This window comes from Kitasatospora sp. NPDC028961 (genome assembly GCF_055564815.1).
In genome coordinates this window covers 128,200-151,492 of sequence record NZ_JBVHVO010000013.1, presented here as the reverse complement: position 1 = coordinate 151,492, position 23,293 = coordinate 128,200, and the positions used below count along the sequence as shown (strand labels likewise).

Genomic DNA, 23,293 nt, shown 5'->3' with positions numbered 1-23,293 from the left:
GCCGGCCGGGGCGCCCGCGGCCGACCCGACGGGGACCAGCAGAGCGGCCACGCACACCGTGGTCGCCGCCCCGACCCGGCGCCGGCGGACGGCCGGCCCGGCCGCCACCCGACGCCGCCTCATACCGCGCTGCCCATCCGCTCCACCGCGATGTCCTGCGGCAGGAGCAGGCTGAGCTCGGAGAGGTCCGCGAAGTCGAGCCGACCCAGCCGGCCCGCCTGGCGGGTGATCATGCCCTCCAGGGTCTGCCGGGCGAAGCGGCCGTTCCCGAAGGTGCGGTCCCTCGGGACGGCCGCGAACAGCCGCTCCAGCGCCGCCAGGGTCTCCGGCGCGCAGGTGTAGCCGGCCGAGTCGGCGTGCCGGCCGACGATGGTGACGAGTTCGGAGTCGCTGTAGTGGCCGAAGTCGACCTGCCGGGAGAAGCGGGACGCCAGGCCCGGGTTGGAGGCCAGGAAGTGCTGCATCTCGTCGTCGTAGCCGGCGACGATCACCACCACCTCGTCCCGGTGGTCCTCCATCAGCTTCATCAGGGTGTCCACCGCCTCCTGCCCGAAGTCGCCGCCGTTGCCGTGGCGCGGAGTCAGGGTGTACGCCTCGTCGATGAACAGCACCCCGCCGCGGGCCCGGTCGAAGGCCTCCTTGGTGAGCTGCGCGGTGTGGCCCACGTAGCGTCCGACCAGGTCGGAACGGGCGGTCTCGATCAGCTGACCACCCGGCAGCACGCCCAGTTCCGCGAGCAACTGCCCGTAGAGCCGGGCCACGGTGGTCTTGCCGGTCCCCGGCGGGCCGGCGAACACCAGGTGGTGGCTGATGGTGGCGGTGGGCAGCCCGGCCTCCTCCCGCCGGCGGACCTGGCGGATCAGGTTGACGAGGTCCTCGACCTGCTCCTTGGCGGCGGGCAGGCCGACCATCGCCCGGAGCTCGGCGAGCAGTTCGGTGCCGTCCTTCCTGGCCTCCTGCGCGGGCTCCACCGGGGCGACGTCCTCGGGGACCAGCAGCGCCAGGTCCTCGTCGGAGATCTCGGGCTGGGTCGAGAGCCTGGTCGCCTGCCGGTCCACCATCTCCTCGAACACCTTGCGGGCCGCCCGGCCGTTGCCGAAGTCCTCCCCCTTGGGCATCCGCTCGAAGAGCAGGGTGAGCGCCTCGCGGGCGCCTTCGGCCAGTTCGTAGCCGTGCCCGGCGGCGGCCCGCTCGACGATGGTGACCAGCTCGTCGACCGCGTAGTTGGCGAACTCCACGGTGCGGCTGAAACGGGAGGCCAGACCCGGGTTCGAGGCCAGGAAGTCGGTCATCTCGGTGGAGTAGCCGGCCACGATGACCACGATGTCCTCGCGGTGGTCCTCCATCAGCTTGACCAGGGTGTCGATCGCCTCGCGCCCGAAGTCCGGCCCGCTGCCGCCGGAGCCCGCCGAGAGCGTGTAGGCCTCGTCGAGGAAGAGCACCCCGCCGAGCGCGGACTGGAACACCTCGGTGGTCTTGAGGGCGGTGCCGCCGATGATCGAGGCGACCAGATCCGCCCGGGCCACCTCGGTCAGGTGGCCGCTGCGCAGCACGCCCAGCTCGGCGAGGATGCTGCCGTAGAGCCGGGCGACGGTGGTCTTGCCGGTCCCGGGCGGGCCGGCGAACACCAGGTGGCGACTCATCGGCAGCGCGGGCATGCCCGCGAGTTCCCGACGCCGGGCCAGCTTGTTGAGGTTGACCAGGGTGGCCACCTGCTCCTTGACCCCGGCCAGGCCGACCAGCGACTCCAGCACCTCCAGCGGGCCGGGTGCGCCGGCCGGCCGGCCGGGCGCGTCCTCGGAGACGGACTCCCCGGCGGCCTCCCGATCGGCGCCGGGGGCGGTCCCGGCCGGCTGCGCGGCACGCGGCGCGGGCGCCGAGCCGGTGGTGGCGGTGCCGTGCGCGTCCGGCAGGCCGTTCTCCTCGCTGACCAGCTCTTCGAGGGCGAGCCGCTCGCTGGGCGCGTTCTGGCGCAGGCCGGAGCCGCGGTTGCGGGAGAGTGTGCAGCCGGTCAGCCGGACCGCCTCGGTGGAGTCGGTGCGCACGCCGTCGCCGGTGTTCTCCGTGGCCGTGAGCTGGGCCAGCACGGCTCGCGCCCCGGCCCCGATGCGCACGCCGTGGCGACGGTTGCCGGTCACCCGGACCCGGGTGCAGGTCAGTTCGGCGCCGTCCTCGGCGGTGATGCCGTCCTCGGCCGATCCGGACACCTCGCAGTCGCGCAGCGTCGCCGTGCCGACCCGGCCGAGCAGCACGCCGGACCCGCCGGACCCGCGCACCACCGTGGCGCCGACCCGGGTGTCCGCGCCCTCGGCGAACCGCAGGCCGGCCCGGCCCGCGTCCAGCACCTCGCAGTTCTCCAGCTGCCCGCGCCCGTCCCGGACCGCGGTCATGCCGTCGCCCTTGGCGCGGTGGACGGCGACCCGGCGCAGTCGCGGGTTGGCGCCGTCGGTGATCAGCACACCGCTGCCGGCGACGTCCCGCACCTCCAGCCGGTCGAAGTCGGCGGAGCTGTCGCCGGTCAGTTCCACGCCGTCGGCGCCGCAGTCCCGCACGACGGTGCGGGCCAGCGTCGGGCCGGACGACTCACCCACCCAGATGCCGGTGCCCTGTGCGCTGTCCACCTCGCAGTCCTCGAAGGTGCCGCGCGAACGGGCCGTGACGTGGATGCCGTGCCCGGCCGTCCGGGAGGCCCGGCAGCGGCGCAGCTGGGGGTCGGTGCCGGCGGCGAGGGCGATGCCGTGGCCGGAGGTGGCGGTGACCGTGCAGTCCTCCAGGACGACCTGGGCGGAGGAGCTGATGTAGATGCCGATCGTGGTGTCGCGGACGGTGGTGCGCACCAGCCGCGTGGTGCTGCGCTCCTCCAGGGCGATGCCGGGCTTGTCGGTGACCGAGATCTCGCAGCCCTCGAAGGTGCCCCGGGCGTCGCCGTTGGCGCAGATGCCGTTGCCGCGCGCGTCGCGCAGCACGCAGTTGCGCAGCAGCGGGTTGGCGCGCTCGCCGATCACCACCGCGGAGCTGCCGAGGTGTTCGATCACGCAGTCCTCGATGATGCTGGTGCCGCTGGAAGTCTCGACGATGCCGGCGCCCGCCGGATTGGTGACCCGGCATCCGCGCATCGCCAGGGTGCCGTCCCCGCGGGTGAGGAGGGCCGTCCAGGAGCTGCCGACCACTTCGCAGTCCTGGACGGCGGCCTGCCCGCGCGGCACGTCGATGGCGGGCATCTCCTCGTCCTGCCCCTGCAGGATCAGGCCGGTCAGCTGTACCGCCTCGGCCGTGACCTGCACGACGCAGCCCCGCCGGGCGGTGATCCGGACGCTGCCCCGGGCCTCCGCCGCGGTGATGGTGACCAGTTTGGTGATCACCAGGTTCTCCTCGTACCGGCCGGGGCGCACCGAGATCACCGCCCCGCTGCGGGCCGCCGCCAGCGCCTCGCCGATGGTGCGGTACCGGCCGTCCCGCTGCTCCGGGCACACCGTCAGCACGTGGCGCGACATGGGGTGGCCTTCCTTTCGCTTGATCCTTCTGAGCGGTTTGAGCGGGCTGATCCGCCTGAGCTGCCTGGGCCGCCCGGCCCGTCCGGGCCGTCCGGGCCGTCCGAACCGACGATGCCCCGGACCGGTCCGGCCGCGGCTCCGCCTGGTCCGGCGATGCCCCGGACGCCCGTCAGCCGGTGCAGTCGGCGCGGACGGCGGCGGCAGCGTGATGGGCCTTGTCGGCGCCACCGCCGCCCCAGTCGATGCCCCGGTCGTGCATCATCACCGCGATCCGGCCGCCGCTCACCGTGTAGGTGCCGGCGCTGAACCAGGAGCCCCGGTTCGCGGTCTGGTCGATGGGAAAGGAGCCGATGACGCCGCTGCCCGGCGTCGAGCTGTTCTGCACGGTGTAGTAGGTGGGCTTGCCACCGACGAGCTTGCGGTCGCTGCTGTTCGGAACGTAGACGGAGATCCGGCAGCTGCCGCTGGTGACCGGGGCCGTGGAGAAGGTCCACACCACCGAGTTGCCCTTGTCCTGGCTCGTCGAGCCGGTCATCGGCACCGAGTCGTACTTGCCGTTGCAGCCCGAACCGGAGTAGCCCCCCGCCGAGTTGACCGTCCAGCCGGTGCTGCCCTCGGTCCACTGGCCGTACTGGGCGTAACTGGCGCCGGAACTGCTGCACCCGGTGCCGGCCACGGCGCTGAAGGTGGGCGCGGCGGCCTTCGGCGGGGAGGTCGGCTGGGGCACGGGCTGCTGCGGGACGGGCTGCTGGGGCGCCGGCTGCTGCGGGGCGGGCTGCTGGGGCGCCGGCTGCTGCGGGGCGCCGCCCCCCGTGCTGCCGCCGCCACCGGTACCGCCGGCGCCACCCGTACCGCCGGTGCCGGTGGAACCACCGGTCGCCGGCGGCTTGGCGCCCGGGGCTGCCCCGTTGGAAGGCTTGGAGAGCAGGTTGGTACTCGGAGCCGGGGCCCCACCGGTGTTCGGCGCCGCCCCGTTGCCCGGGGTCGGGCCGGGCGCGCCCTCGGAGGTCCCCGGCGTGCCGGGCGTGGTCGGGGCGCCCGTGGCCGGGTCCGGGAGGAGGGTGGGATCGGCGGGCGCGGTCGGGGCGCCGGAGGCGTTCGGATCGGTCGGTGCCTCGCTCGGCGCGGGATCGCCGAACTCCGGCCCCTCGGGGAGGGGCAGGTCCGCCTGGCTCAGGCCGACGTTGTCGCCCGTCCCGTCCTTGCCGGTCCGACTTCCGTCGGTGATCAGGAACGGCAGACCCATCAGCACCACGCCGGCGGTGGCGGCGGCGACCAGCACCGGCCGCTTCAGCCGGGCCCGGCCGAAGCGGTCCGGGCGCGCGGCCGGCGAGAGGGTCGTCGGCCCCGGCCCCGGCCCCGGGTCGGGCCCCGGCGCGGCCACCGGTCCGGGCTCGACGGGGGCCGGCGGCACCGGGGGCGCCGCGGCCGCGACCGGGCCGACGGCGACCTGCCCGTACTGCGGAACGACCGGCGGCGGAGCCGCGGGCAGCACGGCGGCCGGCGGCACGGCGGCAGCCGGTGCCGAGGCCGGCGGAGCGGGCGCCGCACCGGCCGTCCCCGACTCCTCCTCCATCTCCCAGGCCACCGACGGCAGCTGAATGCTCGCCGTCCCGCCCTGAGCCCCGTTTCCACCCGTGCTCGTGCCCACCGCAGCTCCTCGGCTCCGCATGCAGTCCCTGTCGGCGGAACCGCCCGGCCGACAGGGCCACGGACGCTTCCACTCCGTACCTACGGCCCGGCCGGGTCCGACGGTTCACCGGTCGCCCATCAGCGCCGAGAAGATGCTCTCCTCCGTGTCGTTCCTGGGCGGGGGCGGCGACACCCGGAAGCCCCACTCGGCGCCGGTCGCGGTGGTACTGACGAGCCTCACGACCACCTCCACCTCCCTGGGAACGGACCGCAGCTCGTGTCGGAGCATCCGCTCCAGCTCCGCCCTGGTCCTGCTCACCCACTCCGTGGTGGGGCGCGAGCCGGGCTCGGCGGTGACCTCCAGCACGAGCCGGGGGTCCGCCTCGCCGAGGGTGCCGATCAGCGTCCTGATCCGCTGGGTCAGCCGGCTGGTGCCGTCCGCCCGCAGGACGGTCTCGGTGACCGCGATCGTGTTCGGGTCGGCCGCCGGCGCCGGTTCCGGCACGAGGGTGTGCTCCGCGACCGGCTGGGACAGCAGGGTGTCCAACCGCTCGACGGTCAGGGGCGGACCGTCCTGCGCGGCGCCGATCGCGCGGACCGCCGCCCGGCCGGCGTCGCGCCCCGCGTCGTCCACGGCGTCGCCGCGCATCAGCGACCGGACGGTGTCGAGCACGGCGTGCTGCTCGGTGCCGTCGGCCAGCTCGACGAGCCGGGCCATGCCCCGGGTCCGGGAGCGGATCTGTTCCTCGGAGGGCCGGGCTCCGGCCTGGACCTCTCGTTCCGAGCCGCCCGCCATGAAGGCGTCACCGTAGAGCGCCCGGCCGACGCGGGCCGTGCGGAGCAGGTTCTCGTGCTGCGCCGGCACCGTCGTGTCCCATCCGGCCGCCTCGGCGATGCGCTGCAGCAGGCGGGGATCGGCCTCGCCTGCCCGGACTTCGCCGTCCGGCGCACCGTCGTGGAACACGAGGTAGCCGTCGCCAGAAAGTACCGTCCCGGTGGTCTCCCGCTCGGGGATGTCGACCATGATCGGAACAACGGCCTTCTGCGTGTGGGGCTCCTTGGCCCCGTCGACGAACGTCACCTCCACCTCGACGTGTCCGGTGTACCGGGCCATGCTGGTCGGCACCTTGGCGTTGGCGAGCACCTGGCCGCCGGACGCGGTCGAGAGGTCGTGCCTGCTCTGGTAGGCCAGATCCGCGTTCCCGGTGAACCGGCCGGCGAAGTCGCCGCCCCGGCCCCAGGTGGGGCCGGCCGTCAACCGGCCGCCCGCCTGCAGCGAGCGCTGCGCGGTGTTGCTCGCACCGCCCGCGGTACCGGCCGACGGGCTCATCTCGGCCCCGCTGTCGGTGCGCTGGTACTCCAGTTCCTTGATGGTCAGCCGCACCTCCACGCCGGCACCGCCGGCGAGGGCGACCGGGCCGATCGCATAGGTGGCGAGCCCGGCGTCCGGCCTCGGCGGGTTCTGCCCGCCCCCTCCGGCGGTGTTCGCCGCGCCCTCGGCGGTGTTCGCCGCCGGCTCGGCCTGCTGGTGGACCGCGGTGTTGAGGTGCCCGGCGAGACCGACCGGATCGACGATCCGCTCGACGGTGTCCTTGATCCGGTTCCAGCCGTCCGGGCCGAAGTAGGACTTCCCGGCGGCGATCACGCCCTGGAGACCGTCCGCACCACCCAACAGGCGGACCACGTCGGAGTCCGCCAGGCCGCTCGACCAGACGCGGGCCGGTGGCTTGCGGACGACGCCCTCGCCAGTGCCGAGGTTCTCGGGCGTCCGGGGGATCCGGGTCCGCTCCCCCGGCCCCTTCGCCGCGAACCCGTTCGGATCGGGCTCGGCCGGCCGCGGCGGCACGGCGCCCGGTCCCCCGGGGGTCGTGGCCGCTCCCTCGGCCGGCACGACCGGAACGGCCGCCCGCGTCTCCGCCCGGTCCATGACGGTCTCGACGCCGACCTTCCGGGTGAAGTAGCCGTAGGTCGTCCCGCCTGTCAGGGACCTGCGCTCGACGATGAAGTGCAGGGTCGCCTCGCCGGTGAAGACACTGCCGGGGACCTTGGCCTTCGTCGCGTTCCCCGCACCCGAGCGGCTGGTCCGCTGCTCCTGGTGCTCGGCACCGGTCGCCCCGCTGAGCGAGCCGCCGAGGTACCAGGTGCCGGCGCGGCCGGCGACCCCGCCCGCGACGGTGTGGCCGGTGCCGCCGCCTCCGCCGGTCACCCCGTCCGCGGCGGCATAGGTGTGCTCCACCTGCGCGCCCGTGTTGAACTCGGTCACCTTGATCGCACCGGTGTTCCTCAGACTGTCCAGGGAAGCCCCGATCCGGATGGTGACGCCCCCGTCGCCGATCACCACCCGGCGGCCCGCCATCATGGCCTTGAGCTGCTCGTGGACGCCGTTCGGAGTCAGCACGTCCAACAGCTTGCCCCGGAGACCGGAGCGGCCGCGTCCGTTCAGCCACTCGGCGGCCGTCTTGCCGTCGAAGAGCGTCTCGCCCTCCGCCGCGCGGCCGAGGACGGACTCGCCGAAGCTCCTGGTGTTCCCACCGGGCTCCCTGCGATGCGGGTCGAAGACGTTGCTGACGTAGTCGGCGGAGCCCAGCACGTAGGAGTTCTCGATGCGCTGCGGCACCCTGACCGGTGTCGCGAACGCCTCACCCGTCGCCGAGGGCTGAACGTGCACCGGCCGGATGACGGTTGCCGTGACCCCGATCGAAGGCAGTCGAACCTCGTTGTCGGAGACGCCCGGGATGTTCACCCGACGGCTGGTGATCCGCACGTCCAGCGTCGCCGCCGTGGTGAGGAGGTCGGCCTGCTCGGTCGCCTTCCCCCTGCTGGTGGTACTGCCGGCGCTGTCGAGGGAGAAGCCCGTCGACACGTCGTCCCGGCGCACGTACCCCCCGCTGTTGTCCAGCGGGGCCGTGAGGTCCGGCGGGGTCGCCCTGCCGGTTCCGCCGATCCCGAGCAGGGACCGGTCGCGCTGGTCGTGGGAGATGCCGTGGCCGATCTTGTTCTGGGTACCGGCCTCGGACTCGAAGCTGCCGAGCGTGTCGATGTGACTGGCCTGGCCCGCCAGACGGCCCGACACGGTGACCTCGGCCTCCCAGAGCCTGCCGGCGACCTTCACCGTGACGTCCCCGCCCCGGCTGAGCTGGGAGAGGTTGGCCTGCAGGGCGCCGGAGCCGAGCCGCTCCCCGAGGATCCGCGCGACGTCCGCCGGCAGCTTGCCGAAGCTCCGCTCCAGGCTCGCCACCACGGCGTCCTTGACGGCGGCCGCTCCTTCCAGCCGGTGCGTCACGTCCGAGGCGCTCATCTCGGCATAGGGCACGTTCGCGTCGACCGGCGTGGTCGCCGGCGCAGCGTTCCCCGGCCGCTCCCGGGTGAAGGCGGCACCCAGCGGCACCTCGCCCGCCGGCACGCTGTACTCGCCGACCCCGCTGCGGTCGAGACTCACTTCGGCGCGGACCGGCGCCTCGGCCACGACCGCCGTGGTCCCCCGGGTCAAGGTCACCCGCAGGTGCACGCCGGCATCGAAGATGTCCTGCGGGAGCGCGAACTTGCCGTTGCCGTAGACCTTGTCCGAGGCGGACCCGCGGACACCCGTCCGCAGCCGCTCCTGGCCGCCCGCACTGACGTAGCCCGTCCCCTGGTTCGAGGGGCCGACGTTCGACTGTCCCTGGCCGAGTCCGTGTCGGGAGGCCACCCGGCGCTCCGAGCTGAAGCTGCTGCTCTCGTTCTGCCGGGTGAGTTCGGCCGCGTTGCTCCCCCGCAGGTACGTCATGTCCCGCAGTTCGGCGGTGACGGTGACGCCGATGCCCCGCTTCACCAGGGCCGCCAACGCGGCGGACATCTTGGACCGGTTGAAGGTGGCCAGGCCGAATTCCTCCCCCCGGGTCATCGACGTGAGCCGCGAGGCCACCATCGGCTGGCTGACCAGCTGCATCACCTCGGCCCGGATCTCCGGCCACACGTCTCCGAAGAAGACAGCCCCCTTCTCCTCCAGGTCCCTGCGCAGCGCCTCGACCGAGACGACGTCGCGGACGACGGTCGTCGAGTCGAGCCCCCCGCCCTCGGCCGACCAGACCGACACCGGCGGGTGGCGCAGCACCTGGTCCGGAACCACGGTCTGCTCAGCCGGGCCCAGGTCGGGCTGCTGCCCGGCCGCTGCCCGGAAGTGCCCCGCGCCGTGCCCTCCACCGGTCGTCGCATCCGCCGCCGGGGCCCCGATCTCGCTCTGCGGGATGACGGTCCGGAACCCGACCGACTGCGTGACCGGATCCAGGAAGGGCTTTCCTCCCTTCCTGACCGCCACCTTGAGGTCGCTGAGCCCGTCGAAGACGACGCCGGCCTCCTTGGTCTTGGTGGTCAGCCCGGTCTCCAGCGTGTGGCCCGAGATCTGTATGACGTCGGCCCCGCGCCGACCGCCCCCGACCAGTGACATGCCGGCGAGGTCGTTGCCTCCGCCACCACCGCCCTGAGCGTGCCAGAGCCCGCCCTTGACCTTCTGCCGGACGCTGGTCAGCTGGGCACCGGTGCCGACGTTGAACTCGGTGGTCCCCGTGGTGGAGACGTGCCGCATCTCCTTCACGGTGGCGGTCACCTCGGCCCAGAGGTCGGTACCGGGAATCCGGACGACCAGCGGCTCGCCGGACATCATGCTCTTCAGCTCCTGGTGGAGCCGGGTGAAGTCCACCTCGGCCACCAGCCGGTCGGACAGCGTCCGGAGGTTGTCGGCGCCCAGCTTCGCCTTGTCCTCGACCGACAGCCCGTCGAGGACGCCCTCCAGCAAGCGGCCCCGCCGCAGGGGCGGTCCCCCGTCGTTCGGCGCGATCCCGGTGGTCGAAGTCGTGCCCGATCCGACCGGCGCCGGGTGGACGGCGGTCGACCCACCGCTCCCCACACCCGCGCCGTCGTCCTCCGCCGTCACCCGCGGCGCGGTGGTGCGGACCGGCTGCATCTCGATGTGGTCGCCCTGTTGCTCCGCCCTGGAGCGCGGCAGGACGGGCTCCTGCTCGACGGAGTAGACGTCCAGAAGGACGTGGGAGCCCCCGAGGCGCAGGCTCCTGCGGACCGCCTCGGGCGGTAGCAGCGTCCCCGCCGCCGCGGGCGCGAGCGGTGCGCCGTTCCCGTCCAGCGTCTCCCGCAGCGGGATGGCGACCTCCAGCGGGATCTCCAGCGGCCTGGCGGCCTTCAGCTCCGACGCCCGGGCCGCCGGGCCGTAAGGCCGGCGGTGCTCCACCGTCAGGTGCAGTGTCCCGTGGAAGACGGCGGTCGGCTCGGCGGTCTTCGCCCGGGAGAAGGTCCGCCCGCCGAGCGACAGACCGGCCCCGTTGACCCAGTCCCACTGGCGGCCGGCCGAGCCGAAGATCCGGAAGAACTTGGACAGGCCCTGCTGGGCCTGCACGCCGAGACCGGCTCGCCAACGGCGACCCGACTCCGTGGTCAGGGTCGACTGGCGATCGGCACCGTTCTCGTACTCGAACTTCTCGTCGCGGCGCGCGAAGGTGAGATCCGCGACGCGCGCGTGGACGGCGATCGTGCCGTCGCGGGCGTCCGTGCCGATGGGCACGTGGATGACGTGGCCGCGGGAGAGCGAGGTGAGCTCCGCCCGAAGACCGGCCGCACTGAAGACGGTCTCGGCGAGCGTCCGCGCGAGCCGTGCGACCTCAACCGCGTCACCTGGAGCGACCTCGGCGATCCTGGCCCTGATCTCCTCGACCAGGTTGGCGTCCCGCAGCCCCAGGCCGGTGACCATATGGGCGGCGGACAGCACGCCGTCCCGGCCGACCCGAACCGGTGGCCGGGGCGTCTGCGGGTCGGGATGCGGTTGTTGCTGGACCTGCTGGCTCTGCTCGACCTGCTCGACCTGCTCGACCTGCTGGCGGGCCGCCTCCGCCTCCTGCTCCGCCTGGCGCCGGGCGGCCTCCTGGGCCTCGCGCTCGGCCCGCTGCTGCTCCTCGGCCTCCCGCTCCTGCCGACGCCGGGGCTCCTCCTCAGCCTCCTCGCTCTGACGCCGGTCGGCTCGCTCCCGCTGCCGCTCCTGGTCCTGCCCCTGCTCGACCCGCCGCCGCGGGGACGCGGCCCCGGAATCGACGTCGGAATCGGAATCCGCGTCGGACCTGGGCCGCTGCCCGGTCGTCAGGGCATCGGCATGGGTGTAGTCACCGGGCCCGTGGCGCTCGACCACCACGACGCGACCGTCCTCGGGGCCGAGAACGATCATCCGCTCCGTACTGCCGGGCGTGCGCCACCGGTCCAGCACCTCGATGCGGACCCCGAGCGCGTGCGCGGTGATGGAGGCGAGGAGGTCGCCGGCATCGCTCCGGCCGCGCTCCGCCCAGTGCTCCACCGCGGTGAGCAGTTCCCCGTGGACCTCGTTCCACGGGCCGGGCTCCAGGTCGAGCCGCGTTGCCCAGCGCTCGTAGATCCGGTAGGCCTCACGCGCCAGTTCGGGATCGTCGCGCAGGCGCCGGTCGACGACATCCCGCAGTTCGGCCGCGGTCCGGCCGTGGGACGGGCCCGCCGCCTGGTCGCCGAGCGGTTCCCGGAACAGCTCGGGGGCGCCGGCGATGACCGCGTGCAGGACGGAGAGTCCGTCCCGCTCGGCTCCCCCGGAGCTGGTCGTCTCGGTGTGCGGGGGCGTGTGCGGGGGCGGCACCGTTCCCACGGAGCCGCCCGACGACTCGGACGACTCGGACGACTCGGACGACGAACTGGTCCGGACCCTGGCGACGGGGCGGGGCGGGGCCGTCCCGTCGCCGGACGGTGCGAACAACTGGGTGTCCGGTCCGGTCGTCCGCCGGTCGCCCTGCTTGGTGTTGACGAACTGGAAGGTGTGGCCCGCTCCGTCGCCGCCCCCCGGCCAGCCCGGCCCGTTGGGTCCGGGCAGCCACTGGGTCCCGCCGTTGGCGTCGCCGCCCAGCATGGCGTCCAGGTCGAGGAACCCGTCCATCGAGGTGTCCCCGTCCGCGTCCTGGTGCGGCAGAGCGGCCGTCATGTCGACGTCGCCCGCTCCAGCGGCCTGGGGGGTGGCCGCGGGCAACGGCATGTACGCGGGCGCGTCCAGCCCCGACTGGTCGAGGGACGGACGGAAGCCGCCGAGCGCGCCGTTCACCACCTCGCCCTCGATCCGGACGCCGCCGTACTCACCCACCCAGGTGTACCCGTCCATCCAGTCCCACCTGGTCAGGCCGGGTCGCCCGGGGTTCAGCGGGTCCGGCGTGACCACACCGGCGCGGTGCGCCTGGAGGTACGCCTGGTCGGCCGCGTACGCCGCCTGCTCGGCCGTCCAGTGGGCCGGGAACATGGTCCGCCGGATCTCGGTGAGCGGCAGCAGACCGAGATCGCCGATCATCGTGACGTCTTGCGGAGAGACCGTTACCGGCTCGACGGTCTGGTAGGTGCCGTTGCGGCTCCGCCCACCGGCGACCTCCGACATGAGGGGCGACGGCCGCAGGTGTCCCCCGCTGCCGTCCACTACGCCGGCGCGCTCGGCCTGGTGGAAGCCGGCCCGCGGGGGCAGACCGGCCGCGCCGGTGCCGGTGACCGGTGTCCGGGCAGCGAACCCGTAGGACCTGTCGATCGCCGCTCCCAGACTGGCGACATGACTGACCGCCAGGACTCCGGACGGGTCGCCGCCGTCGGGGAGCGGCCCGGGCCCCTCGGTGTGGAAGACGGCTCGGCCGATCTCGTGGGCGAGTTCGCGCGCGCTGCTGGACAGGTTCCAGCTGCGCACGCCGAGCTGCGCGCCGCCGGGGTGGACGACGACGCTGTGGTTCGCCAGGGCCGGAGTGTCGGTGAAGACGACCGCGACCCGCAGCCGGTCGCCGTTGGGCAGCCGGTGGCCGGTGTTGTAGATCTCCTCGACGCCGTGCGCCGCCCGGCCGCGCAACTGCTCCAGCTGTCCGGCGGTGTTCGGGTCGTCCGGCCTCAGCAGTGAGGTGTCGAGGTGGAGGCGCACGCTGGCCACGGTCTCGGTCCCGCCGTCCGGCAGTTCGAACCGCAGGGCCGTGAAGGACCGGTCGCTCACGGCGAGCAGTCCGTTGGCGTCCAGGTCCACGAAGGAACCGACCACCAGGTAGGGCTCCAGTTCCCGCGGCGTCGCCGTCCGGGACATCGGGCGGCCGAGTGACTGCCCGGGGTCACCCCAGAAGTCGGTGACGGCGCCGTTCTCCACCCGCACGTTCACCCGCACGCCGAGGTGCGTCCCGCGGTGGACGACGGGGGCCTGCGCCCCGGGAACGGCCTCCGCCGCGGGCCGGCCGGGTGTGGTGGTCGTGAGGAGCCGCGCCACGTAGTGCCGGTCCTCCCGCGACCACTCACGGGGGAGGCCGCGTCCGGCCTCGGGCGACAGCTCGGGCGCGAGCTCCACCGTCCCGGCCGGCAGCAGGGCCCGGTTCACCGTCGCCGGGCGGTCGCCGGTGCCGGGTACGCCGGGCTCCCTCAGCGGGTTCGGGTCGGGCGGGAGGTCGGCGCCGGCGGCCCGGCGGATGTACCCGGAGAGGTCTCCGCCGGAGCGGTTCAACAGCTCGGGCACGAGGGTGGCGAGCTCGACCTGCTGGTGGAGCCGCACGGAGGAGTGCGCCCCGTCCGGCGTGTCCGTGAACTCGATCCTCAGCCGGGTCAGCGTGCCGTTCGGTGCCAGGGCGCCCACCCCGGCGTCCACGGTCCGCTGCACGAGCGCCTGGTAGGCCTCTCTCTGCTGCGGGGGCGTGTTGGGGTCGGAGTCCAGGTGCACCTTGACCGTCAGTTCGACACCCGACTGCACGGTGTCGAACATCACCCACTCGACCACTCCCCGGAGCGGCGGGTGGTTCCCGGCGAGGACTCGGTCCCCGTCGGGCAGTTGCATCTCCATGCGGCCGTTCGACTGCGGCGTGCCCTCGGCGGGCCACTGCGTGTGCCACGGCACCAGGGGCTGCTCGGCGACCGGGCGGTGCACCAGGTGCTGCCCGTCCCTGACGAGGCCCTCGATCAGCACACCGTCGGCGAGCCCCGTCCAGTGGGTGGTCCCGTCCGCCCGGGTCACGCTGTGGAACCTGTTCCCGTAGGCGGTTCGCACCCGGTCGTGCAGGACGGAGGGCGTCCACGCGTCGGGGTAGAAGGTGTGCGGCTGGCCGTCGGGGCGCCGCTGCCAACGGGTCGGCAGCTCCGCCATCGGTGAGCGCGGGTCGACCCGCGGGTCCAGGAACCAGAGGTGTGCCTGGTAGGTCCCGTTGGGGTTCTCCATCAGCCGGTCGCCCTGCGCCAGACCGCGTTCACGGCCGGAGCCGACGGTGGGGAAGTGGTGCGCGCCGGTCAGCGTCTGCCGGTCGCCGTAGCGACCGAACTCCTCGACCCGGTAACCGAATTCGCGCGCGGTCGCGGAGCGCCACGGCAGGTAGGCGGGAGCATCCAGGCCGCTCTGGTCGGCGGCGGGCCGGAACGAGAGGAAGTTCTCGCCGGTCACCGCGCCGAGGCGGTCACCTCCCCTCAGCTCGCCTTCGATCCGCACCCCGGCGTACTCGCCGGTCCAGTGGTACACGGCCGGCCCGAAGTCGTCCGGGCGCAGGGTGACGGCGTTGGTGCGGCGCGCGTGCAGGTACGCCTGCTCGGCCGCGTACACCGCCTCCTCGGCCGTCCAGTGGCTGGGGAACATGGTCCGCGTCGGCCTGGCGCGGGGCGGCAGGACGGAGTCGTCCATCGTCCCGGGGCGGGGCGGAACCGCCGTGGCCCGGGGCGGCAGGTCGACGTCGCCGGCGAGGCCGGCGGTGCCCGGCCGCCACCACTCGGCCGGGCCCTCGACGGTGTACGTGCCGTTCCGGTGCCGCCCGCCCGGCAGCGGTGCGGGGCGCGGCCCCGTCGCACCGGGCGGCGGGGCGAGATGGCCACCGGCGCGGTCCGGCCCGTAGAGCGCGTGCTCGATCGTCCCGGCCGTGAACCGGGCGCGCCTCGGCAACCGGGCCGCCGGGGGCTGGGTACCGGGGGTGCCCTGCGAGCCCGCCGGGGGCTGGGTACCGTCCGGACGCGGCCCGCCGGGCGGGTCGGCGACCGGCCGCAGGAGCCGGTCGACCACCGCGCCGATCGCGCGCAGGTTGCGCGGGGCCAGCACCTGCGTGCTGTCGACGATGGTGGGACCGCCGAAGGAGTTCGCCTCGTCGAGCAGGTAGCGGCCCGAGGGGTCGTGGTCCTGGGCCGACATCAGATAGCCGTCGGTGTAGGCCGTCTCGCGCCGTTTCCGACCGGACGGCCGGTATTCGTCCGCGAGCCCGAGCACGTGACCGAGCTCATGGGCGGCCACGTTCGACTCCAGGTCCAGGTGCCAGAGCGCCATGTGCGCCCGGACCTCCCCAGCGGCGACCACCACCGTGTGGTCCGCGTTCTCGCGGGTGTCGCTGAACGTGAGCTCGACCCGCAACTGGTCGCCGTTGGGCAGGCGCTGACCGAGGTTGTACGCGTCGTCGACACCCTCCAGCGCGCGCCGGCGGAGCTCCGTCAACCGCTGCCGTACCTCGGGGGCGGCGGTGTCCAGCCCGGTGGTGTCCAGGTGCACCGCCACGGAGAGCACCGTCCGGGTGTCGCCGTCGGCCAGTTCGACCCGGCGTGCCCGGTAGGCCTGGAAGTGCTGCGCGTCCATGCCCAGGCGCAGCGGGTCGTTCTCCGGCGGGCGCACCGTCGCCCTCGCGAGGACCCGCGTCTCGGCCGGCTCCGGCCGGCCCGTCGCCGCTCCGGACCGCTGGTGTGCCTCGCCCCAGAAGTCGGTGATGAGACCGTTCTCGGTGCGGACGTTGAGCCGGACCCCGGCGAACTCGCCCCGGTGGACCACCGGCGCGGACGTCAGGAGGCCGTCGTCCCCCACCGCCCGGCCGGGCCGGTTCTGGGTGATCCAGTGCGCGGCGAACCTGCGTTCCCCGTCCGTCCAGTCCTGCGGCAGGTTGCGGCCCGCGTCGGGCGCCGTGACATCGAACCGGTCCGCGGGGGCGTCCGAGTGCCCGGTCACGAGGCGGGGTGCGCCGGCCGGGGCGGACGGCTGCTCCGCCGCGCTCCGGTGCGCCGGCAGGACCGAGGCCCGGTCCAGCGGGGACAGGGCCAGGGAATGTGCGAGGTCCAGGGTCAGCTCACGGGGCCCCCGGACGTCCAGAGTGTCGACGACGGCGGCCAGCGGGCCTTCGAGCCGCGGCCCGTCCGGGCCGATCCGCACCGGCACGGCGGCCTCGGACGGCCGGTCGGTGAACCTCAGCCGCACCTGGTGCAGCGGGCCGTCGGCCTCCAGCTGGGGCAGGTCCGCCCACAGGCTCGCCATGAAGTCGTCGGCCAGCGGACGGATCCGCTCCTGGCCGGCCTCCACCGAGCGGCCGACCCGCCGGTCGAAGAGGTTCCGCAGCTGCTGCCGGGCCGTTGCGAGGTCCCGGTCCGACAGGCCCTGGGCGCCCTCCAGTCGCACCGTGACGGTGAGTTCGACGCCTTCCTGCCCGCTGTTGAACAGGACCCGCTGCACACCGACCGGGTGGCCGCCGACACCGGCGGCGTCGCCGCCGATCAGGGCGCCGGTCCGGGTACCGCGCACGACCACTCCCGAGTCGTCCCAGGAGTCGTACCGGCTGTGCGGCTGGTGATCGCTCGGCCGGTGGTATCGCACCGTCCCGTCGAGCGCGCTGACGCCCTCGATCCGCACACCACCCGCCTCGCCGACCCAGTGCACGCTCCGGCCGTCCGCGGACGGCGTCCGCCTGAGCGGGTTCGCGGCCGCCTCCAGCACGCGGGAGGTGATGTCGAAGGCGCCCCAGCTCTCGGGGTAGTACGCGTGGCCGGGCGCGTTCGCGTCCCGCTGGTTGCGGGACGGGAACCGGGTCAGCGGCGAGGCCTGGTCGACGCCCGGCAGGGGCGTCCAGTCGTACACCCGGCGGACCGCGTTGTGCTCGACCACCGAGGGCGGTCCGGACCGGCCCCGGTCCGGACCGATCAGCGGCGGTTCGCCGCCGATCACGAGCGCCTGCCAACCGGGCCCGTACCCGTCGACCTCGAAGAGCCCGAGGGTCTCCTCGGCCCGGCCGGTGGACAGCTCGTGGGCGCTGGCGTCGCTGCCGTCGTAGTGGTTGACCCCGTTGTGGTACACCGTCACCGGGGTGCCGTCCAGCGGTCCGAAGCTGTTGCGCTCGGAGCCGTCGTGGTTCAGCACGCGCAGGCGGACGCGGAGGGCGTGGGCCAGCGCGGGCGGGAGCATCTCGCCGGTGTCGCCGGCCCACTGGGTGTCCCACTGCCGGACGGTCTCGCGCAGGGCGGCGGCCTCCACGGCCGTCACCCGGACCTGGTCCGACTGGAGGAACTCCTGGAAGTGGGCGGCGCTGCCGCGCGGCTGGGTCCCGACGAAGTCGGCGTACGGGGCCACCAGGTGGTCGGGCACCTGGGTGACCCCGACGAGGGCCAGGCGCGATCCGGCCACGATCCCGGTCGGCAGCTCCGCGGCCGGCGTACGGTCCAGGTAGTCGCCGACGGTGGCGCGCAGGCTCTCGGCGAGGAGTTCGGGCGTCGCGTCGGCGGCGACCGTCCTGCCCCGCCCGGCGAGCGCGTTGTGCACCGTGTTCGGGGCCGTGGCCGCGACCGCGTGCAGCAGGCAGAGGCCGTCCCCCGCGACCGTGACCAGCCGGGGCCGCGCAGCGGCGGCCTCCGCCGCGCTCAGCGGCAGGTAGGGGAAGCCACCCTGCTCTCCGGGGCGCGCCACGGGCACGTCGAGCTGGGGCGGGAAGGTCTGACCCGGCTCACCCCTGAAGTCGGCGATCAGGCCGTTCTCCACTCGGACGTCGAGCCTGACACCGGCCTGCTCGCCGCGGTACGTCCCGTCGGGCAGACCGTGCCCGGCCGGCGGGGCGAGCCGCTCCAGCACCCGCACGGCCACGTGCCCCGCGTCGGCGGCGTTCCACTCACGCGGCAGCCCGGCCGACGCGGCGGTCCACCCCGGGTGGTCGAGCGCCTGGTTCAGCGCTTCGGTGAGACGGGGCCGGAGCTCGGCGGCGCCGATCAGCGGCACCACCGCGGGCGGCTGCTCACCGGGCCGCAACGGGCCGGGCTCGCGCAGATCGGTGGGGCCGTGCAACGGGAAGGCCTCGGCCAGCGCCGTGGTGAGCGGGGGTGCCTCCCGAACCAACCGGCCGGCCTCCGCGAGGAAGGCGTCCCGGCCGCCGACGATCCCCAGGCCTCCGAGGAAGGCGGCCGGCGGGGTCGTGAGGGCGGGGTCGACCGGGACGGTGACGTAGGCGTCGGCCGGGTCGTCGGTGAACTCCAGTCGCAGTCGGACGAGCATGTCCCGGTGGCCGTCCGGGCGCTGGGCCGCGGCGTCGACCCGCTCGAAGGCGTGCCGGTCGGCCAGGTCGACCAGGCGCTGCCGGGCCTGCTGGACCTGCTCGTGCGTCATGCCGGCAGTGGGTTCGAGGTGGAGGCGCAGGGTCACGTCGAGGCCGTGCTGACCGCTGTCGAAGAACACCCGCCGGGCCACCACCGGGCGGCCACCGACCTGCAGCGGGGCCGGTTTGGCGTGGCCGACGACGTGGTTGTCGTCCCAGCGGTCGAGGGGAGCGGCCGGCTGGTCGGCGGTGGGCCGGTGGGCCAGGTGACGGCCGTCGCGGATCAGCCCCTCGATGCGGACGCCGTGGGACTCTCCGACCCAGTGGACGGTCCGGCCGTCCGGCAACGGCACCCGGTTGAAGGCGTTGGCGTGCGCGGCGACCACCCGGCGGAGCACCTGCTCGGACTCCCAGCTCCGCGGGTACATGGTGCGCTCGGCCGTGTCGGCCGAGCGCTGCCAGCGGGACTCGAACTCCGCCATCGGCGAACCCACCCGGACCCGGGGGTCGAGGAAGTGGGCCACGGCCCGGTACGTCCCGTTGTGCTCGGCCGGACCGCTGTCGACGAGCCGCACTCCGTGAAGCAGCAGCAGTTCCTCCTGGGTGTGCCCGGTGGCGATCTCGGTCAGCTCGTGGTGGAGGCCGGTCAGCGTCTGGCGGTCGCCGTACCGGACGACGTCCTCGGCCCGCTGGCCGAAGGGCCCCGGCCGCATCGGCGGGGCGGGCACCAGCGGGCTCGCCGCCAGGCCGGTCTGGTCGTCCGAGGGGCGGAAGGAGAGGAACTCCCGCCCGGACCGGGCGCGCGCGATCAGCACCTCGCCCTCGATCCGGACGCCCGCGTACTCACCGGTCCAGCGGTGGGTCGCGCGCTCGGGGCCGAACGTGCCCGGCGTGCCGTCCAGGGCGACGACCCGGTTGGTGCGGCGGGCGTCCAGATAGGCCTGCTCGGCCGCGTAGACCGCGTCCTCCTCCGTCCAGTGCTCCGGGAAGAGGGTGCGCCGGCGGGGCTGCGTGGCGGCGGCGGCGGAGACGGCGAGGTCTCCGGCCCGGTCGCCGGAGACGTCGGCACGGGGCCGGCCGGTGGCCGCCGGGTACTCGACGACCAGGGTGCCGTTGTCGTGCGTCGTGACGGTCCGGGTCGGGCGGACCCGCTCGGAGCCGGGCGGCGGCAGCAGATGGCCGCCGGGCTGCCCGGCGTCGCCGTACAGCGCGGTGTGGCGGGCCGCCCGGTCGAAGGCGGCCCGGGCCGGCGGGGTGCCGGGGACGCTGGGCTCGGCCTGCCACCGTCCGAGCCCAGCGTCGACGGCCTTGTTGAGCTCGCGCAGGTGGCGCGGCGCCAAGGCCGCGGTGGCCCGGCCGCCGTTGTCGGGAATGCCGGCGTCGACATCGATGCCGAAGCGGCCGAACTCGTCCAGGTACTGGGCGGCCATCAGCCGGCCGTCGGTGTGCCGGGCCCAGTTGAAGCGGTCGACCCGGCGGTACTCGTCCGGCAGACCCAGCCAGTGTCCGAGTTCGTGGGCGATCGACTGGCCCGGGAGGTCGTGCCGCCACTCCACCATGTTGTCGCCGTCCGGGACGCGCCCGGGGAAAAGCTTGACGGTGTGGTCCACCACCCCTTCGGCGGGGGCGACCTCGACGCGGACGATCAGCCGGTCGCCGCCGGGCAGCCGGTGGCCGACGTTGTAGACCTCGTCGACCCCCTGCTGTGCGCGTTGGGCGAGGTCACGCACGGTCGCCTCGACCGCGACCTGGTCCGATCCGAGCATGGAGGTGTCGACCCCGACCCGGAGGACGAGTTCGGTGGCCCGGTCCCCGTCGGGCAGCAGGCCGCGCCGTGCCTCGAAGGAACGCAGGGCACTGGCCGAGAAGACGCCCGAGTCGGGCGCGTTCGGCGCCCCGGAGATTCGGGCCGACGAGTACCCCGGCCGGAGCGAGGATCCCGGCGCGGCGGCGCCCAGCTGGTCCGGGCCGAGGCCGCCGAGGACTCCGAGGGCGCCGAGATCACCGAGGAAGTCGAGATCACCGAGGAAGTCGAAGGCGCCGGGGGCGTTGGGGTCGAAGGGCAGGGCGTTGGGGTCGAGACCGAGGTCGTCGAAGAGGAGGTTCGCCGGCTCGTTCCCGGTCGGCAGGGGAACGGCCTCCGCCATGTCGATGTCGTCCTGGCCGAGCGCGAGGGGCATCAACTCGTCCGCCTCCTGGCCGAGGTGACCCTGGGGATGTTGGCCGCCCCCGACGCCGGAGCCGCTGCCGCCCTGGCCGCCCGGCCGGTGGCTGCGGGAGGGCGAGACCTCGGCCATCTCGACGTCCGACATGGCCGATGCGTCCGAGTGCGGCGTCCCGGGCGGGGTCTCACCGTCGGGATCGTGGCTGTACCGGTCGATGAGCCCGCCCACGGCGCGCACCTCGAACCACTCGCCCGCGACCCGACCGCGGTGCGTCATGACGCCCGGCTGCTGCGGGTCGGGCACGCCCGGTTCGACGGTGAGCACGCGGTGGGCGGCGTACCGACCCTGCTCCCGCGACCAGCCCCCGGGGAGTACCGGAGCCGGGTGGAGGACGGAGGAGGGGCCGAAGGAGGCGTCGACATCGCCACGGAAGTCCCGCAACTGGTCTACGGTGAGGGGCCGTTCGGCCGTTCCGGGCGTGCCGGGCTCGCGCAGCGGCCCGGCAGCGGCGTTGGGGAGCAGGCGCCAGCCGGTGGCGGGCGACTCGTCGGCCAGCTCACGGATGTACCCGGGGATGTCCCCGTCCGCCGCCGCGATGAGGCGGGGGAGCAACGCTTCGAGGTCGATGTCGTCGTCGTGGGGGACCCGCAGGCTGGAATGGGCGTCGGCCGGGTCGTCGGTGAACTCCACCCGGAGCCGGACCAGCGGCTCGTCCCCGCTGGACAGGCTGTCGAGGTGCGCGTCCAACGACTCCTGCACCTCGGTCCGGTACTGGGCGCGCTCCTCGGGGGTGGAGCCCTCGGTCCGCAGGTGGACGGCGGCGGAGAGCTCGATGCCCGGCTGGCCGCTCTCGAAACGGACATGGCGGATCGTCACCGGAAGGTCGCTGTCGGGGGCGACGGTGGTGCGCCGCTCGGCCGACCGCGCCGCCACGGCGTCGCCGCGCCACTGCGGGTGCGGCTGTTCCGGCTGGTGGACGGTCGGGCGGTGGGCCAGGTGCCGGCCGTCCCGGGTGAGCCCCTCGATCTGGATGGGCAGCGCCTCCCCGGGGAGGTGCGCCAGGCCGACCCAGCGCTCGGTCCGGCCGTCCGGCAGCCGCTCGACGGTCGCGTTCCGGTGAGCCTCGTGCACCGCCTGCTCGACCCGGGAGGGCAGCCAGGTGCGGGGGTAGAAGGTGTGGGTCTCCTGGTCCGCGCGCCGGTACCAGTGGGACGGCAGCTCGCTCCGGGGGTCGTCCGTACTCATCGTCGGGTCGAGGAACCAGACCGCGGCCCGGTAAGTGCCGTTGCCGTTGGTCTCCACCGGCTCGCCGAACTCGACGCCGTGCCAGCGGGCCGAGTCCTCGGTCGGCCGGAGGTGGGCGCCGTCCATGGTCTGCCGGTCCCCGTACAGGGTCAGGTCGGCGATCCGCTGGTCGAAGGGCTGGTCGACGCGCCGGTACGGCAGGTGGTCGGGCGTCTCCAGCCCGCGCTGGTCGTCGGCCGGGCGGAACGAGACGAACTCGGAACCCCGCAGCTCGCCCTCGATCCGCACGCCGCCGTACTCGCCGGTCCACCGGTGGCCGAGGCCACTCTCGCGGATCCCACCGTTGCGGCGGGCGTCCAGGTAGGCCTGCTCGGCCGCGTACACCGTCTGCTCGGTGGTCCAGTGCTCCGGGAACATCATCCGGGTCAGCCGGGAGCGAGCGGGCGTGCTGTCGTCCGCAGCGCGTCGCGGCGCCTGGAAGGACTCGTCCCCCAGGCCCGCTGTGGTGCGGACCCGCGCCCGGTAGGTGCCGTTGAGGTTCTCCGAGCCCGGGACCGGCTCCGGCCGCTGCTGCGCGTCGCCCGGACGCGGCGCCAGATGGCCGGTCTCTCCGGGCCGGAGGCCGGACAGGGCCTCCTGGCGCGTCTCCAGACGGAACAGCGCCCGGCGGGGCAGGCCGTCGGAGGCGAACCGGTCGGCGTTCGACCGGCCGTCCGCGTGCCAGGCGCCGTTGATGACGGCCCCGAGCTGGCGCAGGTTGCGCGGCTGCAGGAAGCGCTCCCGGTTCTCGATCTCGCCGCCGAACCGGTTGTCCTGTTCGATCTGCACCCGGCCGGACGGGTCGATGTACGTACCGCCCATCAGGCCACCGTCCGGGTACACCGCGCGCGCCCCCTCCGCGGCGTCGCGGTACTCGTCGGGCAGGCCGAGCTGATGGCCCAGTTCGTGGATGATGGTCGTCTCGGTGGTGCCCAGCGCCCAGGTGAGGTTGTCCTCCCGGATGGAGGCGGTGCGCACCTCGACCGTCACATGAGGGTCCTCGTCGGGGTCGACGAACTGCAGCCGCACCCGCAGCCGGTCGCCGTCGGGCAGCCGCTGGCCCTGGTTGAACAGGCGGTCGACGCCGTCCTGCGCCGACTGCCGCAGGGTCTCCAGCCGCTGGGCGGATACCGGCAGCGAGAGGTCGACGTCGGCCACGTCCAGGGTCACCCGGATCGTCAGCAGGGTCTCGCGGTCGCCGCCCGGCAGGTCGTTGCGGTGGATGTCGAAGCCCTGGTGGCGCTGGGTGCTCTCCAACTGGAGCGCCTTGTCGTGCAGCGGGGTGACCCGGACCGGGGCGTCCTGGGCCCAGAAATCGGTGACCCGCCCGTCCTCCAGCCGGATCTCGATCCGCTGCCCGGCGAACTCGCCCCGGTGGAACACCGTCCCCGTCCCGGAGGGGAGTTCGCCCCGG

Annotated in this window: 3 protein-coding genes (1 of these 3 cut by a window edge); all 3 read right to left on the bottom strand. The window is 74.4% G+C overall.

The features are described 5' to 3' along the window. Positions 1 to 119: 119 nt before the first annotated feature. The gene (locus tag ACZ4UX_RS22680; protein WP_465707967.1) at positions 120 to 3,494 is read right to left on the bottom strand and encodes a right-handed parallel beta-helix repeat-containing protein; all 3,375 of its coding nucleotides are present in this window, start codon (positions 3,492 to 3,494) and stop codon (positions 120 to 122) included. A 169-nt stretch (positions 3,495 to 3,663) separates the two neighbouring features. Further along, positions 3,664 to 5,145 carry a hypothetical protein gene (locus ACZ4UX_RS22675; protein ID WP_465707966.1) on the bottom strand — a complete coding sequence of 494 codons (1,482 nt, stop codon included), beginning with the start codon at positions 5,143 to 5,145 and terminating at the stop codon, positions 3,664 to 3,666. 105 nt (positions 5,146 to 5,250) lie between these two features. Further along, positions 5,251 to 23,293, bottom strand: the 3' portion of a protein-coding gene (locus ACZ4UX_RS22670) for an EndoU domain-containing protein (RefSeq protein ID WP_465707965.1). 12,842 nt of this gene lie beyond the right edge of the window; 18,043 of the gene's 30,885 nt are visible here — the last part of the coding sequence; its start codon lies off the right edge, out of view; its stop codon occupies positions 5,251 to 5,253.

Coding starts and splice junctions, on each gene's coding strand:
- ACZ4UX_RS22680 (WP_465707967.1), bottom strand. CDS start 3,494: ATGTCGCGCCACGTGCTGACGGTGTGCCCGGAGCAGCGGGACGGCCGG.